The organism is Mucilaginibacter sp. SMC90 (assembly GCF_022811725.1).
Classification (GTDB): Bacteria; Bacteroidota; Bacteroidia; order Sphingobacteriales; family Sphingobacteriaceae; genus Mucilaginibacter.
On sequence record NZ_CP094527.1, the window covers coordinates 7,577,801 to 7,595,228 of the forward strand.

Here is a 17,428-nt window from a genome sequence, read left to right on the forward strand (position 1 = left end):
AGCCCTCGTATATTAACTATGCGAGGGCTTTTGCTGTCATTATTCTATCTTCCTCCCGGAGGACATTTTGCTTTCAGGTATTGTGTAAACAGTGTACGCAAATGCGCTGTTGTGCCTTCCCCTTCTGATATGGAATGTGTACGGTTAGGGTATGACATCAGCTGAAACTGCCTGTTGTATTTTACAAGCTCATTGATCAGCAATTCGGCGTTTTTGTAATGTACGTTATCATCACCGGTACCGTGAATATACAGCAGGTTACCTTTTAAGTTTTTGGCATAGGTAATTGGCGAGCCTTTGATAAAGGCTGCGCGCCCTGCATCATCTGTTGGCACACCCATGTAACGCTCCTGGTAAATATTATCGTAAGTAAGCTGTGAGCCCACTGCCGCTACGGCTATGCCTGTTTTATAGATATCACCATACTGAAACATCAGGTTAAGGGTTGATGAACCACCGCCGCTCCAGCCATGTACTGCTATACGGGTTGAATCAACAAAAGGCCATTTAATGATCTCTTTCGCCGCCATTGCCTGATCGCGGATGTTGATGATACCAATATTTTTGTAGATAGCCTTACGCCATGCAGCGCCTTTAGGGGCCGGTGCGCCACGACCTTCAACCGACATGTAAATATATCCATCATCGGCCATACTGCCTTCATACAGCCTGTTACGGCCTGTACCCCAGGTATCTGTTACTGTTTGTGAGGCAGGTTCGCCGTAAACGGTGAACAATACCGGATATTTTTTACCCGGATCAAAATTGGTTGGCTTTACCATCCAGCCATCCATTTCAATGCCATCAACTGTTTTTATCTTGAAAAACTCAGGTTTATTTTGGGCAGTTTTATCAACCGTTATCACAGTGCCGCCAATATGCTTATGTTCAGGCAGGTTGATCACCTCGCTTTGCGGACGGGTATAGCTGTTGCTGAAATTATGCAGTGCAACCTTACCGTTGGGCGAGATATCATAACTGTGCGTGCCCGGTTCATCTGCCGGCGAAACGCGCTCGGCTTTACCGCCGCTTAGTTTTATTTTGTAAAGATATTTCTGTGTAGCATTATCGGGCGATGCTATGAAGTATACATAACCCAAAGCTTCGTCAATCATATCTACCCCTATCACATCATAATTGCCTTTGGTGATGAGGGTTTCCTTACCCTCGCGGGTTATTTTGTAAAGATGACGCCAGCCGTCTTTTTCGCTCAGCCACAAAAAGCTCTTTCCTTTTTCAATCCAGCCCCAACCTACAGCGTCGCCGCCTGCTACACGATCTTTTACATCAATCCATGAATCATTGTGTTCTTCGCGGATAACACGGGTTGTGCCGTTTGATACATTGCCAATAAACACGCGGCTTTCATTTTGTGCACGGTTCAGCTGTTCAAGGATAACCTCATTTGAATTATCGGCCCATTCCATATTTGGGATATAATGCTGTATGGCATCTCCCGGCACATTGATCCAGGTAGTTTTTCCGGTAGCTGTGTTAACAACACCTACTTTGCATGAGCTTGGATCTTCACCCGCAACCGGATATTCAACCGGAACAACGTATGGATAAATCGAATCAGTAGTGTTCAGCATTAAATAGGTTTTGATCTTGGCGGCATCCAATTGCCAATAGGCTATCGACTTGCTATCAGGTGCCCAGCGAAAACCATCACGGCAGCCAAACTCCTCTTCATAAACCCAGTCAAAAGTACCATTGATAAGCGTTTGGGTACCATCAGTAGTTAATTGTTTTACCGAACCATCGGCCAGGTCTTCCATATAAATGTTATGCCCGCTCACATAAGCAGCTTTGGTGCCATCGGGCGAAAACTTAGCAAACATCAATGATGATACAGGCAGGTTTTTACCCAGTTGCCAAAGCTTTTTGGTGTTAGCGTCAAAAACCCAATAATCGCCGCGGGTATCGTACCGCCATACCTTTTTGGTATTGGTGTTGATGAGTACTTTTTTGTTATCATCGCTTACCGTAAATCTTTTAACGCTGATGGGCGCTTTGCCGGCAGGTGTCAATTCTTCTTTGGTAATAAAAACAGTTTTTTTTGAAGTATCGCGGGCATCGATCATAATGATTTGCCCTCCGGTAATGCGGTAGTATTGATAGCCGTCTTTTGTCCAGTTAACGGCAGCCCTTTGTGCCCGGGCAGTATTTTGCTGGATAATTAACAGTAGTGCGGTAAGGAATATCAATCCCGAACGATAAAATTTCATATACATTAGTTTGAATTAATAGAGCAGCGTTATTTTTATTTATTAGATAACGTCACTGTGAATTTTGCGTTAAATTAGCACAATAAAGAAATCTAAGACACTCTGTAATGAAAAAAATACTTCTATTGCTCACTCTCTGCACGTTATTTTTCACATCGGTAAACGCCCAGCGGGCAGATAGGAGCAAGTTCATTAAAGATAGTTTAGACCTGTATATCAGCAAGGCCTTAACCAACTGGCGGGTGCCGGGCATAGCTGTTTGTATTGTGAAAGACAACAAGGTTGTGCTCATGAAAGGCTATGGCATTAAAGAGCTTGGCCTTATGAACAAGGTTGATGAAAATACGCTGTTCATGATAGGCAGCAACACCAAGGCTTTTACGGCAACAGCACTTGCTATGCTTGAGGCTAACAAAAAACTGTCGTTAGATGACAAGGTAACCAAATACATTCCGGAATTTAAACTGGAAGACAAGAATGCAAGCGACCAGGTAATAGTGCGCGACCTCCTTTGCCACCGCCTCGGTTTCCGAACCTTTCAGGGCGATTTCACTTTTTATAATACCAACCTTACCCGCCAGGAGGTGATTCAGCGTTTAGGCAAGCTTAAAGCTACTTATCCGTTCCGTACCCGCTGGGGATATACCAATGCAGCATTTTTAACAGCCGGCGAGATCATTCCACGCGTTACCAATGGGCATTCATGGGAAGCCTACATAAAAGAAGCCATTTTTGCGCCGCTGGGTATGGGTAATACCCTGGCCCTAAGCAAGGATCTGCCCACATCCATCAATCGTACTGTACCGCATACAATTGTTGATGGCAGGCTTACTCCGATCCCCTACTGCCAGATAGATGGTATTGCCCCTGCCGGCTCCATCAGCTCATCAGTAAATGACATGAGCAAATGGGTACTTGCCTTATTAAACGATGGCAAGGTAGGCCAGCGCCAGGTGATCCCGGCAGCGGCTATCCAGGCTACGCGCCAACCGCAGGATATTGTAGGCAACACCCATCATTTAAACGGCGAAAACAGCTTTGAGCTTTATGGTTTAGGCTGGTTTATACAGGATTACTCCGGGCACAGGCTAATTATGCACGATGGCGGGGTTAACGGCTACCTCTCATCAGTAACGCTTTCTCCGCAGGATAACCTGGGCATTGTGATATTAACCAATACCGATCAGAACGAGTTATTTGAGGCCCTGCGCTGGGATATTTTAGATGCTTATTTTAAACAGCCTTTCCGCAATTACAGCGATGGGTATTTTAAATTATACAGTGCCGCTACAGCAACCGAACGGGCCGAAGATAAAAAACTGAAAGACTCCGTTTTGCTAAACCTTAAACCAATGTTGCTGCCAAACAAATACACCGGCAAATACAGCAACGATTTTTACGGAAGCATGGAGGTTACCCAGGGCGAGGGCAACAATCTCGAAATGCGCTTTGAGCACCACCCCAAAATGTATGCTTTGTTAAAGCCTCTTGGCGGCAACCGCTTTTATGTAACCTTTTCTGACCCAACCCTTGGTAAAGCGGTGTTCCCGTTTACTGTACAAAACGGCGAGGTAACAGGGGTACGCGTAAAAGTGGCTGATTTTGTAGAACGGGGTGCGTATGATTTTAAAAAGAATTAGGAATGAGAATTTCCTGATTCTTTTTAAATATCAGAATCCGCCAGGCCTTAATACACAGAAACATTGAACCGGTGTAACAAGGCAGGTGCGGATTTACCTTCAAAAGTAGCTTACCAATTTGTAACTCATATTGGAAGGTTCACTTATGGTCATTTTGGTCTCAGTATCTGCTATATTTTATTCATTATAAAGCAGATGTTATTTCCTTTGCTTTAGTTGAAAAACGTTCCCCTCGGGATCTTCTCCGTCGCACAGCCAAAATTCATAATTGTCAAACGTTTTAATTTCTCTCATAGGTACGTTTTGCGCAATTAGCCCTGTCCTTACCTGGTTAATATCTTCATCTATTTCGAAAACTATCTTGGTGTTATTATCAAATTTAAAGTTACCCTTGATTTTGTTTAAAAATTGCTCGCCAATTTTGTGAAGCCCGATTTTTGCGCCTCCGGCATCAAGTAACGCCCATACAGATCCATATTCCTCTATAACAGGGAAGTTAAATAACCGTACGTAAAATGTTTTTAAAGTTTCAACACTTTGCACATAAAGTATGATTGTATCTAAACTTGCTTTTATTTTCATGATATTGTTGATCGGGCTTTAAGATATTGAAATAATCTCTTTGTATAACAACTTCAATCAAGGCGATTGCAAGAAACCTGTTCCAACTAAAATCCCTGTAAAAATCAGCGCCATAGCATCTCCCCAAAATAGAGAGCTGCTATGGCGCTGAAAATAATATATAAACTATTAATGTTTACTGCAATACAATCTTACGGATACGGTTGTTATAATAATCTGCAACGTAAACATTGTTGCTGGCATCAACCGCAATACCCTGCGGCGAATTAAAGATACCTGCGGCACCAACACCTTCCGCAAAACCGGCAGTGCCGTTACCGGCAATTACTTTAAGTACTTTAGCTGCGGTGATTTCAAGGATCCTGCCATTTTGATCGGCTACAAACAGGTTTCCGCTTTTATCAAATACTATAGCCGATGGGCCACCAAGAAGAGCAATTTGTTTATTGCCGCCGGCAAATGTGGTTACAACACCTGCAGGAGTAATTTTACGGATAGCATGGTTAAGCGCTTCAGCTACATATATATTGTTATTTGCATCGATGGCTATGCCGTTAGGTTTGTTGAAAGTAGCGCTTGTTGGTACTGCATTATCCAGGTAACTTGCACCCCTGCTGCCTGCAAACGTGGTAACAACGCCTGCCGGGGTAATTTTACGGATGAGGTTATTACCCAAATCGGCAACAAAAATATTCCCGGAACCATCTATTGCCAAACCACGTGGGCTGTTAAAGGTTGCCTTGGTACCTGTACCATCGGCATAACCAGCATCGCCACTACCCGCAAAAGTACTAACAACACCATCCGGAGTAATTTTACGGATGTTATTATTGCCATAATCAGCAACGTAGGTATTGCCTGAAGCATCTGTAACGAGGCTTTGCGGCGCATAAAACTGGGCTGTAGCTATTGGGCCATCAACGTAACCAATTTCGCCGTTGCCTGAATAGGTAACAACATCGCCGGCCGTTGTAACTTTACGTATAGCGCTGTTAAATGAGTCTGCTACATAAATATTACCATCGGCAGCACCAACGGTTATCCCCTGCGGACTATCAAAAAAAGCAGCACTACCTAAACCATCGATAAAATCGGAACCTCCATTGCCTGCCAGCGTGCTAACCGTACCACCGGTTGATGCTGTGCCATCGCCGGTTGTAAACTGCACCACCTTACCATAGCCGGTACCTGCACTATTTACTGCATATGCGCGGGCATAATAGGTTGTTTTAGGGCTTAAACCGGTAAGCTTTGTAGTGTAGGCAAACTGAAGTAAGGTATCTGTAGTTTTTTTGTCTGATACTGTAGGAGTTTGACTTGTTGAACTGTAACAAACACCATAGCTGCTCAAACTCACATCAGTTGATCCGTTAAATAAGCCGCCTGTATACGCAATTGTTCCGCTTTCGGCAGTCACCACATCCATTGTGGTTAAATCAGGGACAGTTACGGGCGTAGCATCCCCACTTTTACCACAGCTTGCGCCTGCTAAAGCAATGGCAAATAAAAACGCGGCAAATAAAATTGTTTTAGTAAAGCTCTTTTTCACGAGTTAGTTTAAAAGTTATATGTAGTAAAGTAAGCAAAATTAACTCATCAATACGTAGCAAAGTACTTTAAAGTAACATTTTAACAAATATTAACATACTTATTACAGGCAGCAGGCCTGCCGGAGCCCGCAAACTATACAAATAAAGAAGTTGGCTTTCCTTAAACTAATCAAAAAGCCATCAACATTTTTGCCGCATACCTGTTACTAATTTGCTATGAAAGTAATAACGCTGTTTATATCGCTTTTAATTGTTAATACGGCTATCGGACAAAATCATGTGCCGTTGCCGCATGGTATGGTGTTTGGCGAAAAGCCCGATACAGTAGCTTTAATGCAGGCTTCAAAGCTGGAAACCTTTATGGGAAAAAAAACACGGATCACCACTTCGGTTACCGGTAAAGTAATCAAGGTTACCCAGGAAAAAGGTGGCTGGTTTGAAATGGACGCAGGCAACAGACGGGTTATTACTGCCCACTTTACCAATGCGGGAATAAACCTGCCAAAACAGCTGGCGGGCCGTACGGTAATAATTTCGGGAATTGCCGCCAAACAATTCATTGCCGACGACCTGCAGCATATGGCCGGAGATACTGTTAATGGCAAAAAGCAGCACAAGATAAATACAAGCCCAGGCCGGCGGATTAGTTTTGAAGTAAAAGGATTATTGATAGATAAATAAGACTATTCAAGCCGGGTAAATGAAAAGCTATAAATAAGCCTGAACCCGGCTACAGGTGTTGATCTTTCGCCCTTCTTCATATAATCGCCATGAAAATTCAGGTCAAGTGCCTGATGGCCGGCCGATAAAAGCATAAAGCCCAAACCGGCGGCACCGCCTATGCCATGATAATCCCCATCAATATGACCAAATGCCCCGGCTGATGCATAAATTATCTTATTAAAATAGTATCTGCCCGAAAGCCCGGCCATTGCACCATAAGTAACTTCGCCGCCAACATAAGGCGTAATACTTACTTTTGGGGCTAATTTAATTTCGCCCTGTAAAAGGGCGCCAAAGCCGTTACTGTTTTCGCGGGAGGTGTTGAGGCCCAAGCCAAGGCCGATAGCATTTTTTGCCTGGGCATGAACTTTTACTGCCCCGCACAGTAGCAGGGCAAAAAGCAGGATAAAGGTAGTTCTCAAAGCAGGATAGAATTAATTGTTCAAAGTTAACGTGTGTACATTAACCTTAACTATCATACCTATGCGTTTGTTACAATAAGCTGCCTTAATTTTTCAGATACTTCGTTTTTGTTTACTGCAGATGCTTCGCGTTTACATTTCATGTAATGCTCACGGGCAATTTTTTCGGCCAGATCGCCGATTGTTTTCACATGCATCTCTTTACCAAAGCGTCCGGCCAGTTTTAAGCCAATACCAGCTATCACCATTCCGGCAATACCTATAGCCAGGTAATAAAAAGCCAAAACAAAGCTAACTACCAATATCATCGAAAACAGGTTAACTATCCATTGCTTGGGTTGAAGCAGGCTGATATTAAAGCCCATTTCCTCTTCAATAGCAGCCACAGCCTCAATACGGCTGTCGCGCGGAAAAAGATCAGCAAGTTTGGTTTGGGGCTTTATGATATCCTTATCATGCCCTGCCGATGCATTGATGGCATTACGGAGTTTGTAAAATGCCTGCTGTGTGGTACAGCCATCGTTTGTTTTCTTTACTTTTTCAACTACAACGTCGCAAAGTTTACCAAAATTCTGAACATCATTAACTGATGTATCGTTTAAACTGATGTTAAATGATTTTTCAATTTTCATTAAAACACCACCCATATCTCCAGGATCAACACTCTTCAGGTTGATTTCCTGACCATTAGCCGAATTAACTTTCAATCTATAGTAACTATATACAACAATAGTGAACCTGCAATTAGGGTTGCAGGTTCACGTTATTAACAATTAAACTACAAAGGCTGCAATTTAATGTTTTAATTATCTGCTTAAATACATCGATTTCTCTTTGTACAAATTCCTGAAGTACGGATCCTGCAAGTTAGGGATGAAGCGGATAGCCTCACCGGTCGATTTCATTTCCGGACCGAGCTCTTTAGTAACTTCCGGGAATTTATCGTGCGAGAATATCGGTTCTTTGATGGCATAACCCCATAGTTTGCGCTCGATAGTAAAGTCGCTCAGTTTATTTACGCCAAGCATTACTTTAGCAGCAATGTTGATATAAGGTACGTCATAAGCTTTGGCAATGAAAGGCACAGTACGTGAAGCACGCGGGTTAGCCTCTATCACATAAACTTTATCATCCTTAACCGCAAACTGGATATTAAGTAAGCCGCGCACGTTAAGGGCTTTGGCAATTTTTTTAGTATATTCTTCAATCTGGCTGATCACATTGTCCGACAGATCAAACGGAGGCAGTACAGCATATGAGTCGCCTGAGTGGATCCCGGCTGGCTCAATGTGCTCCATCATACCTACAATGTGCACATCCTCGCCATCGCTGATCGAGTCTGACTCGGCCTCGGCAGCACGATCAAGGAAGTGGTCGATCAGTACGCGGTTACCAGGCAGATTACGCAACAGGCTCACTACTGCTTTCTCCAGGTCTTCATCATTGATCACAATGCTCATGCCCTGGCCACCTAATACGTAACTTGGCCTTACCAGTACAGGGTAGCCAACTTTGTGGGCAACTTCAAGTGCCTCTTCAGCACTTTCGGCAACACCGTATTTAGGATATGGAATATCAAGCTCTTTCAACAGATCCGAGAAACGGCCGCGGTCTTCGGCAATGTCCATATCATTGAATGAAGTACCAATGATGCGGATACCGTGCTCGTGCATTTTCTCAGCCATTTTAAGCGCAGTTTGACCACCCAGCTGAACAATTACACCGTAAGGTTTTTCAAGCTCGATGATCTCGCGTACGTGCTCCCAGTAAACCGGCTCAAAGTACAGCTTGTCGGCCATGTTAAAGTCGGTTGATACCGTTTCAGGGTTACAGTTAACCATGATGGCTTCAAAACCGGCCTCTTTAGCAGCAAGCAAACCATGCACGCAGCTGTAATCAAACTCAATACCCTGGCCAATGCGGTTAGGGCCCGATCCTAATACAATGATCTTCTTCCTGTCGGATGATACCGATTCGTTCTCACCTTCGTAGGTTGAGTAATAGTACGGTGTTTTTGCAGGAAACTCGGCAGCACAGGTATCAACCATTTTGTAAACGCGGGTCATGCCCAGGGCTTTGCGGCGCTGGTAAACATCTTCCTCGGTTACATTGCCCAAAATGTGAGCTATCTGTACGTCTGAAAATCCTTTTTGTTTAAGGGTGAAGAAAAACTCTTCGGGAATATTGTTAAGGCTGTAGCGGCGCAGCTCAGTTTCAAGGTTGATCAGGTCCTGGATCTGGTTCAGGAACCAGCGGTCGATCTTGGTTGCCTTGCGGATAGACTCGATTGGCACACCCAGGCTCATAGCGTCGTAGATGTGGAACAACCTGTCCCAGCTTGGATGCTCCAGGCTGTGCATGATCTCTTCAAGGTTGCGGCTCTGGCGACCGTCGGCACCTAAGCCGGCGCGACCGATCTCCAAACTCTGACAAGCTTTTTGCAATGCTTCAATAAAGCTGCGGCCAATGCCCATCACTTCACCTACTGATTTCATTTGCAGGCCAAGTTCTTTATTAGCGCCTTTGAACTTATCAAAGTTCCAGCGAGGTATTTTAACGATCACGTAATCCAAAGTAGGCTCAAAGTAAGCCGAAGTGGTTTTGGTGATCTGGTTTTCAATTTCGTCAAGGTTGTAACCTATAGCAAGCTTGGCAGCAATTTTAGCGATTGGGTAACCTGTTGCTTTTGACGCCAGTGCTGATGAGCGCGAAACGCGTGGGTTAATTTCAATGGCGATGATTGATTCATCGGCAGGATTAACCGAAAACTGCACGTTACAACCGCCGGCAAAGTTACCGATGGCACGCATCATTTTAATAGCCTGGTTACGCATTTCCTGGTAGCAGCGGTCGCTCAGGGTCATAGCCGGGGCTACGGTGATCGAGTCGCCGGTGTGGATACCCATCGGATCGAAGTTTTCGATAGAGCAGATGATGATTACGTTATCATTACTGTCGCGCAATAACTCCAGCTCGTATTCTTTCCAGCCCAGCACGGCCTGTTCAACCAAAACCTCATGGGTTGGTGATGCCTGCAAGCCACGGCTTAAAGCGGCATCAAATTCTTCTTTTTTGTGTACAAAGCCTGCGCCTTTACCACCTAAAGTATAACTTGGGCGGATAACCAGCGGGAAACCGATTTCCTGTGCTGCTTCTTTACCTTCCAGAAAAGAGTTGGCAATTTTTGATTTTGCCACACCTACGCCAATGTCAACCATCAGCTGGCGGAAAGCTTCGCGGTTCTCTGTTTTTTCGATAGCAGCGATATCAACCCCTACAATCTTAACACCAAACTTTTCCCAAATTCCGCGTTCGGCTGCCTCAATACAAAGGTTAAGCGCGGTTTGGCCACCCATGGTAGGTAGTACGGCGTCAATTTTTTGCTCGGTTAAAATTTTCTCGATGCTTTCGCAGGTTAGCGGCAGCAGGTACACATGGTCGCCAATAACTTTATCCGTCATGATTGTAGCCGGATTGCTGTTAATAATGGAAACGGTAATACCTTCGTCTTTAAGGGAAAGAGCGGCTTGAGAGCCGGCGTAATCAAATTCGCAAGCCTGGCCGATGATGATTGGGCCTGAGCCGATAATCAGAACGGATTTGATGGAGGTGTCTTTGGGCATAGGGCTTTTTTTTAATTCAAAAGTTCTAAGTCAAAAGTTAAAGACAGTTAAGCCTTTAAACGGTTTTTCCTATGCGCTGAAAGCCAAGAAATCCCGACTTCAGCGTCGGGGTGCAAAGATAGACTTTTAACAAACACTGTCCATGTTTTTTTTCAGATTTAACATAGCAGCAATCGTATCCCGCTTTAATTAAGTTTTAAGGCACTTTTTCATAAAACAATAGACCTGTAACTTTCGTAAAATCTCACTATATTTACGTACAGCCGTAGCTGTAAAAATCCCAATTAAACCTGTAATTGCGTCAGTTCGCAAATACTTTATATATTTAAGAACTATGATAAAGAAGCCTGTTTTTCCAATGCTTGCGGCTATTTTATTTTTGGGCAGCTGCGCCATGCTGCAATCAGTTGTTAAATCAACTTTTCCGTATACAGCCACTATGGTAATCCCTGCATCGGCCAAGGTTGATGAAGCGCAAAACGCTATCAGTACGGGCAACAGTTTTGATCAGGATTTTACTAAAGATGGCAATAACGCCAGCAGGATAAGCGAGGTGCGTATCATATCAGCCAAACTACAGTCGAGCGATCCATCTGATTATAATATCGGCAATATCGCATCATTGAGGGTATACATGGCTAAAAACGATGGCAGCGAAGAAGTAATGGTAGCTATCCGCAAAGATATCCAATCCGGCGCCGGTAACAGCATTGTATTGGATATTGACAACTCGCACTTTTTAGATGAGCTTGTACGGCAGCCAAGTGTGCGCATAAGGGTAGCCTACCGACTAAGAAAAGCAGCAGCTACCGATGTAAGCCTGAAAGTATCGTTGGGAATAGGGTCACATCCAACAAACTAAGCTTGCCGGATAATGCCATAAAAAATTATTTTATTAGTTTGTTATCCGAATCGGGGAATACCAAAATAGGCTGGTAATTACGGGCTTCTTCTCTCTCCATATATGCGTATGACATAATGATCACAATATCGCCTACCTGTGCCAGGCGGGCAGCCGATCCGTTAAGGCATATCGTACCTGTTCCGCGCTCGCCTTTGATAACATAGGTTTCAAAACGAGCACCATTGTTATTGTTCACTATCTGAACCTTCTCGTTGGGGATGATATCTGCCGCCTCAATCAGGTCTTCATCAATAGTGATACTGCCCACATAATTCAGCTCCGCCTGCGTTACCTTAACCCGGTGAATTTTGGACTTTAATATTTCAATTATCATGGCGCAAAGTTAGGAATAAATAGGTCATGCGAACAAGTTCATAGTTGATGGTTCATGGTTCATGGCATTAAGTTTACAGTTAAATGGAAATTAAGCAGTTACAGCTCAAAGCCGAACAAAAACCAGGCCCAAACCACAAACTATGATCTATGAACCATTGGCTAACCAATTAACACATTATCAATTAACCTTGTTTTACCTACACGTGCGGCAACAAGGGCAACAATACTTTCAGACTCGGGAGTAGCCGGGTGCAGCGTTTTGCCGTCGGCTATTTCAAAGTACTCCAGCTCAACGCCTGGCTCATTACTTATCATTTGAGCTGCCTGCTGCTGCAGCGTGTCAATTTTATTAATATCAAAGTGTTCCTTAACCCAGTTAAGGGCCCTGGAAAGAATTAGCGAATGTTCTCTATCGTACGGCGTAAGGTGGATGTTTCTTGAGCTCATGGCCAGGCCGTCGGGCTCACGCTCAATGGGGCACATCACGATCTTAACAGGCATCTTCAATGCGTCGACCATTTTGCTGATCACCATAACCTGTTGATAATCCTTCTGACCAAAAAAGGCAATATCCGGCTTTACTATATTGAACAGCTTATTTACCACCTGTGTAACCCCCTGGTAATGCCCCGGCCTGAATTTACCTTCAAGCAAGTGTTCCAGATCTCCCATATCAAAATGCCATTTCTCATTATCAGCATACATCTCCGTAACCTGCGGATTAAACAAAATATCGCAGTTAACCTCTTCAAGCCGGCGGATATCATCTGTTATAGGGCGGGGGTATTTCTCAAGGTCTTTAGGATCATTAAACTGGGTAGGATTTACGAAGATACTGCAAACAACCTGGGTGCTTTGCTGCTTTGCCAGTTCAATTAAACCCAGGTGCCCTTTATGCAGTGCCCCCATGGTAGGTACAAAGCCAATTACTTTTACCGGCTTACGGTTAAAATAATCTGTTATCTCATTTTTAGTACTGAATATTTTCAACGTAATAGGTGTTACAAAATTTGGCAAAGGTGTACAATTGCTTAAAAATAACCAAAAGTTACTTGCATAATTCGTTGGCAGTTTATATAATATTAGTTATATTTGCAAACTCAAATTTTTTGACTTCTTTACATTTTAAATACTGATTTAGTGATGGGTAAATCTAAGCTTTTGTTTATAACTCATGAAATGTCCCCTTTCCTTGAACTCACAAAAATTGCTGAAATAACACGCCAACTTCCGCAGGCTATGCAGGAGAAAGGTTACGAAATCCGTATCCTTATGCCGCGTTTCGGCAACATCAATGAGCGCAGGAACAGACTTCATGAAGTGATCCGGTTATCAGGTATGAATATTATTATCGACGATAATGATAACCCGCTGATCATCAAAGTAGCATCTATCCCGGCGGCGCGTATGCAGGTGTATTTTTTGGATAATGAAGAATATTTTCAGCGTAAACATGTATTTGCAGACAAAGACGGTAAATTTTACGCCGACAATGACGAGCGCATGATTTTCTTTTGCAAAGGCGCGTTGGAAACTGTTAAAAAATTAGGCTGGGCACCGGATGTTATCCATTGCCATGGCTGGATGAGCGCCCTTGTACCGGCTTATCTGAAAACAACTTACAAAGACGATCCTACATTTAAGCACTCTAAAATCATTTACTCTATTTACGAAAATGATTTTAAAGAGAAATTACATAATGACTTCACTACAAAAGCCATTATGAGCAACATGAATGAGAAACATGTGGAACCTTACAAAGGCGGCACTAATTCAGCGTTATACGCAGGTGCAATTCACTACTCAGACGGCATTGTTTTAGGCAGCCCTGATATTGATGCAGATGTGTTAAATAATGTTAAAAACAGCAATAAATCGGTTTTAGAATTTGATTCTACCGCAGATTTCGAAAATTATTACAATTTTTACGACGAAATTACCAACGACGAATTGGTGGATGTTGCATAAGACTTAATATTATATATGAAATTTTTCCGATTAGACTTATTGACCCTGTTAATAAGTCTTTTTATTTTGAATAGTTGTAAACGCCAGGATGGTATTGGTTTGGGCGTCAATGATCAAAACGAGATCAATGGCAGCCTGATAGTTGATACCAACATTGTTATCAATACCGTTCTTGATGATACAGCGGCCACATCCGGTATGACCAGGACACCGCTTGCCAATTTTTCCGACCCTGTATTCGGCACAACAAAAAGTATAGTTGCTTTAGGTGTTAACCTTCCAAACAGCGCTGCATATACAGTTCCTGCAGGTACGCTGACAATTGACTCCGCGGTACTTGTGCTTAAGTATTCTGATGGCTTTTATGGCGATTCGCTGGCTTCACGTTATAAAATAAACGTTTATCAGCTTCAAAAAAAGATAGAAAACAAAACCTATTACAGCAACAACCACTGGGATGCCGACCTGAGCGCTTTGCTCGGTTCAAAAACTTTCACTGCCCGTACGCATGACAGTATAACTATAACCCGTATCCGTACAGATACGTTAGATACTGTTCAGCGTGTTGCACCACAACTGCGTGTACCACTTAGTAAAGCCTTTATCTATAACAACCTGTTTAATGCAAGCGGTACAATACTTGCATCGCCAACAACGTTTCAAAGCACTGTGAAAGGCCTCTATCTTTCATTGGAAAAGGCACAAGCCAGCGATCCAGGCGGTATTTTACAACTTGACCTTGGCGCATCACAAATTGATGTATTTTACAAGGTTGTTACCGCTGCTACCAGTACAACAACGAGTACTATAGATACGGCATCTGTAACGCTGCCATTCTTTAACCGAGCGGCCGAAGTCACGCATACTTACAGTACAACCGTTCAGGCTGCGCTTAATAATACAACAACATCGCAAAATACGGTTTACCTCCAGGGCCTTGCGGGCTTAAGGGCCAAACTTAGTTTCCCTGGCCTGGATAAACTTGTTGACTCATCAGTAGTTTTAAACCGTGCCGAAATTGTGATAACCCCGCGCGCAGGATCGGGCGTACCTTATGCTCCTTTGCCTAAACTAACCATGTACAAACTGGATGTGGCCAAACAAAGGGCGTTGATACAGGATGCTAACGGAAGCGACCCACGTTCGCAAACAAGCTTATTTGGCGGCCGTTATGACCGTACCAAAAAAGAATATCATTTCCTGGTTACCGCTTTCGTGCAGGACCTGATCCGTAAAAAAACAATTGATTACGGTACTTATATTGCCCCGGTTGATACCACCCTTATTAATACCACAACAGGTATTGATGTGGCACCAACAACACAAACTGCCGCACGTGCCGTAATAGTCGGTAGCGATAAAGCAACTCCGGGTTATAGCATCCGTATGAATATCATTTACACCAAAATCCGTAAGTAAGATATCCCTTAATAACCATAAAGAATCCCCGCTTAGGGGATTTTTTATTTAAGGAAAACTCACTTCTTAAAATACTTTTTTAAGTATTTAGAAACTTCCTCTTTTTCAAAAAAAATCAAAATAATTATTGCCGATATGTGTTATATAGCTGTTTATTTTGCAGCGTTTAACATTTATACTTGATTATTTTATGTGTGGAATTGTTGGTTATATAGGATTTAGGGACGCTTATCCCATCGTTATAAAAGGGCTGCACAGGCTCGAATACCGGGGCTATGACAGCGCCGGTGTTGCCCTGCTTGATCACGACCTTAAGGTTTATAAAAAGGCTGGGAAGGTTGAAGACCTCGAAAACTTTGTAAAGGGCGTCGACCTTAAAGGATCAGTTGGCATGGGGCACACCCGCTGGGCAACCCACGGCGAACCGAGTGACCGTAACTCGCACCCGCACTCGTCAGGCAACCGGAAACTCACCATCATCCATAACGGCATTATCGAAAACTATGGGGTGATCAAAGAAACCCTTATAGCAAAAGGCCATGTTTTTAAAAGCGATACTGATACCGAGGTTTTAATACACCTTATTGAAGATATTCAAAATGCAACCGGCCTTGATTTGAAAGATGCCGTACGTGTAGCTTTAAATAAGGTAATAGGTGCCTATGCTATTGTGATCATGAGTGCCGATGAGCCCGATATGCTGATTGCAGCCCGTAAAGGCAGCCCAATGGTGATTGGTGTAGGTAAAGGTGAATACTTCATAGCATCAGATGCTACACCTATTGTGGAGTACACCAAAAACGTGATCTATCTTAACGATAACGAAATTGCCTACGTACATCGCGACAGCCTGTTGGTAAAAAATATCGACAACTCGGTACAAACACCCTATATCCAGGAGCTCGATTTAAAGCTCGAAATGCTGGAAAAAGGCGGCTACGATCATTTCATGATGAAGGAGATCTATGAGCAGCCCCGTTCTATCCGCGATTGCCTGCGCGGCCGTATTTACCCGCAGCAGGGCAAAGTTCAGTTGGGTGGTATAAAGGAATATACCGAGAAGCTTAAAAACGTGGACAGGATCATTATTGTGGCCTGTGGTACCTCCTGGCATGCAGGCCTTGTAGGCGAATATTTAATTGAGGAATACGCACGCGTACCGGTAGAAGTAGAATATGCCTCCGAGTTCAGGTACCGCAACCCTATCATTACAGAAAAAGACCTGGTAATAGCTATATCCCAATCGGGTGAAACTGCCGATACTATGGCAGCCATTGAATTAGCTAAGGAAAAAGGCGCTACCATCTTCGGTATTTGTAATGTGGTTGGTGCGTCAATCCCTCGTTTAACCCATGCCGGTGTTTATACCCATGCCGGCCCTGAGATTGGTGTTGCATCAACCAAGGCCTTTACTGCCCAGGTAAGCGTATTGACGCTGATTGCATTTTACATAGCCCAGCAGCGCGGTAAAATTACCCAAAGCAAAATGGTTGAATATTTAACCGGCTTAAATGAAATTCCGAACCTGGTACAGGAAGCCTTGAAAACTAATGATCATATCAAGGAAATTGCAGCACGCTTTAAAGATTCGACCAATTGTTTGTTCCTGGGTAGAGGTAGTTCCTTCCCGGTGGCACTGGAAGGCGCTTTAAAGCTCAAGGAGATCTCATACATACACGCGGAAGGCTATCCGGCTGCTGAAATGAAACACGGCCCTATCGCTTTAATTGACGATGAAATGCCGGTAGTGTTCATCGCAACCAAACATTCATCGTACGAAAAAGTGATCAGCAATATCCAGGAAGTGAAGGCGCGAAAGGGGCACGTAATTGCCATTGTTACCGAAGGCGATACCGAAGTGAAAGGCATGGCCGATTATGTGATTGAGATTCCGCAAACTAACGAAGCATTTGTACCGCTGGTTGCAACTATCCCGCTGCAATTGCTGGCTTATCATATAGCGGTTATGCGCGGTTGTAATGTTGATCAGCCACGTAACCTGGCAAAGTCGGTTACGGTTGAATAAGCATTTT

Annotated in this window: 14 protein-coding genes; 6 read left to right on the forward strand and 8 right to left on the reverse strand. The window is 43.6% G+C overall.

The window, feature by feature from the left end; translation table 11 throughout:
• Positions 1-44: 44 nt before the first annotated feature.
• Positions 45-2,234, reverse strand: a complete 2,190-nt coding sequence (locus tag MTO98_RS31690) for a S9 family peptidase (RefSeq protein WP_243483410.1) — start codon at positions 2,232-2,234, stop codon at positions 45-47.
• 101 nt (positions 2,235-2,335) lie between these two features.
• Here MTO98_RS31690 and MTO98_RS31695 point away from each other — a divergent pair, with 101 nt between their 5' ends.
• Entirely contained in the window at positions 2,336-3,868 is a 1,533-nt protein-coding gene (locus MTO98_RS31695; protein ID WP_243483412.1) for a serine hydrolase, read from the forward strand.
• A 198-nt stretch (positions 3,869-4,066) separates the two neighbouring features.
• Here MTO98_RS31695 and MTO98_RS31700 read toward each other — a convergent pair whose 3' ends face one another.
• Both MTO98_RS31700 and MTO98_RS31705 read right to left on the reverse strand, forming a co-directional pair.
• The gene (locus MTO98_RS31700) at positions 4,067-4,450 is read right to left on the reverse strand and encodes a VOC family protein (protein ID WP_243483415.1); all 384 of its coding nucleotides are present in this window, start codon (positions 4,448-4,450) and stop codon (positions 4,067-4,069) included.
• Positions 4,451-4,625: 175 nt separating this feature from the next.
• Positions 4,626-5,999, reverse strand: a complete 1,374-nt coding sequence (locus tag MTO98_RS31705; RefSeq protein WP_243483416.1) for a hypothetical protein — start codon at positions 5,997-5,999, stop codon at positions 4,626-4,628.
• 217 nt (positions 6,000-6,216) lie between these two features.
• Between MTO98_RS31705 and MTO98_RS31710 the strand changes: the two genes are divergently transcribed.
• Positions 6,217-6,681, forward strand: a complete 465-nt coding sequence (locus tag MTO98_RS31710) for a DUF4920 domain-containing protein (RefSeq protein WP_243483418.1) — start codon at positions 6,217-6,219, stop codon at positions 6,679-6,681.
• Positions 6,682-6,683: 2 nt separating this feature from the next.
• On the opposite strand, the gene MTO98_RS31715 is transcribed toward MTO98_RS31710, so the two are convergent.
• The 3 genes from MTO98_RS31715 to carB form a co-directional block, all read right to left on the reverse strand.
• Positions 6,684-7,145: a hypothetical protein gene (locus MTO98_RS31715; protein WP_243483421.1), complete on the reverse strand. Its 462-nt coding sequence runs from the start codon at positions 7,143-7,145 to the stop codon at positions 6,684-6,686.
• A gap of 59 nt (positions 7,146-7,204) precedes the next feature.
• Positions 7,205-7,852, reverse strand: coding sequence for a hypothetical protein (locus MTO98_RS31720; RefSeq protein WP_243483423.1), 648 nt, complete (start codon positions 7,850-7,852; stop codon positions 7,205-7,207).
• A 99-nt stretch (positions 7,853-7,951) separates the two neighbouring features.
• A complete protein-coding gene (carB, locus tag MTO98_RS31725; RefSeq protein WP_243483425.1) occupies positions 7,952-10,768 on the reverse strand; it encodes a carbamoyl-phosphate synthase large subunit in 2,817 nt (938 codons plus the stop codon).
• A gap of 334 nt (positions 10,769-11,102) precedes the next feature.
• On the opposite strand from carB, the gene MTO98_RS31730 reads away from it, so the two are divergent.
• Complete coding sequence (locus MTO98_RS31730; RefSeq protein WP_243483426.1) at positions 11,103-11,630, forward strand: hypothetical protein; 528 nt, start codon at positions 11,103-11,105, stop codon at positions 11,628-11,630.
• 25 nt (positions 11,631-11,655) lie between these two features.
• Here MTO98_RS31730 and panD read toward each other — a convergent pair whose 3' ends face one another.
• A complete protein-coding gene (gene panD, locus MTO98_RS31735; RefSeq protein WP_091219893.1) occupies positions 11,656-12,006 on the reverse strand; it encodes an aspartate 1-decarboxylase in 351 nt (116 codons plus the stop codon).
• A 161-nt stretch (positions 12,007-12,167) separates the two neighbouring features.
• Complete coding sequence (gene panC / locus MTO98_RS31740) at positions 12,168-12,998, reverse strand: pantoate--beta-alanine ligase (protein ID WP_243483429.1); 831 nt, start codon at positions 12,996-12,998, stop codon at positions 12,168-12,170.
• A 153-nt stretch (positions 12,999-13,151) separates the two neighbouring features.
• On the opposite strand from panC, the gene MTO98_RS31745 reads away from it, so the two are divergent.
• From MTO98_RS31745 to glmS, 3 genes are all read left to right on the forward strand, one after another.
• Positions 13,152-13,976 carry a glycogen/starch synthase gene (locus MTO98_RS31745; RefSeq protein WP_243483430.1) on the forward strand — a complete coding sequence of 275 codons (825 nt, stop codon included), beginning with the start codon at positions 13,152-13,154 and terminating at the stop codon, positions 13,974-13,976.
• Between the two features lie 66 nt (positions 13,977-14,042).
• Positions 14,043-15,395: a DUF4270 family protein gene (locus tag MTO98_RS31750; protein ID WP_243483432.1), complete on the forward strand. Its 1,353-nt coding sequence runs from the start codon at positions 14,043-14,045 to the stop codon at positions 15,393-15,395.
• Between the two features lie 190 nt (positions 15,396-15,585).
• On the forward strand, positions 15,586-17,421 hold the full coding sequence (glmS, locus tag MTO98_RS31755) for a glutamine--fructose-6-phosphate transaminase (isomerizing) (protein WP_243483434.1): 1,836 nt from the start codon (positions 15,586-15,588) through the stop codon (positions 17,419-17,421).
• Positions 17,422-17,428 lie beyond the last annotated feature (7 nt).

Coding starts and splice junctions, on each gene's coding strand:
- MTO98_RS31690 (WP_243483410.1), bottom strand. CDS start 2,234: ATGTATATGAAATTTTATCGTTCGGGATTGATATTCCTTACCGCACTA.
- MTO98_RS31695 (WP_243483412.1), top strand. CDS start 2,336: ATGAAAAAAATACTTCTATTGCTCACTCTCTGCACGTTATTTTTCACA.
- MTO98_RS31745 (WP_243483430.1), top strand. CDS start 13,152: ATGGGTAAATCTAAGCTTTTGTTTATAACTCATGAAATGTCCCCTTTC.
- MTO98_RS31730 (WP_243483426.1), top strand. CDS start 11,103: ATGATAAAGAAGCCTGTTTTTCCAATGCTTGCGGCTATTTTATTTTTG.
- carB (WP_243483425.1), bottom strand. CDS start 10,768: ATGCCCAAAGACACCTCCATCAAATCCGTTCTGATTATCGGCTCAGGC.
- glmS (WP_243483434.1), top strand. CDS start 15,586: ATGTGTGGAATTGTTGGTTATATAGGATTTAGGGACGCTTATCCCATC.
- MTO98_RS31710 (WP_243483418.1), top strand. CDS start 6,217: ATGAAAGTAATAACGCTGTTTATATCGCTTTTAATTGTTAATACGGCT.
- panD (WP_091219893.1), bottom strand. CDS start 12,006: ATGATAATTGAAATATTAAAGTCCAAAATTCACCGGGTTAAGGTAACG.
- MTO98_RS31700 (WP_243483415.1), bottom strand. CDS start 4,450: ATGAAAATAAAAGCAAGTTTAGATACAATCATACTTTATGTGCAAAGT.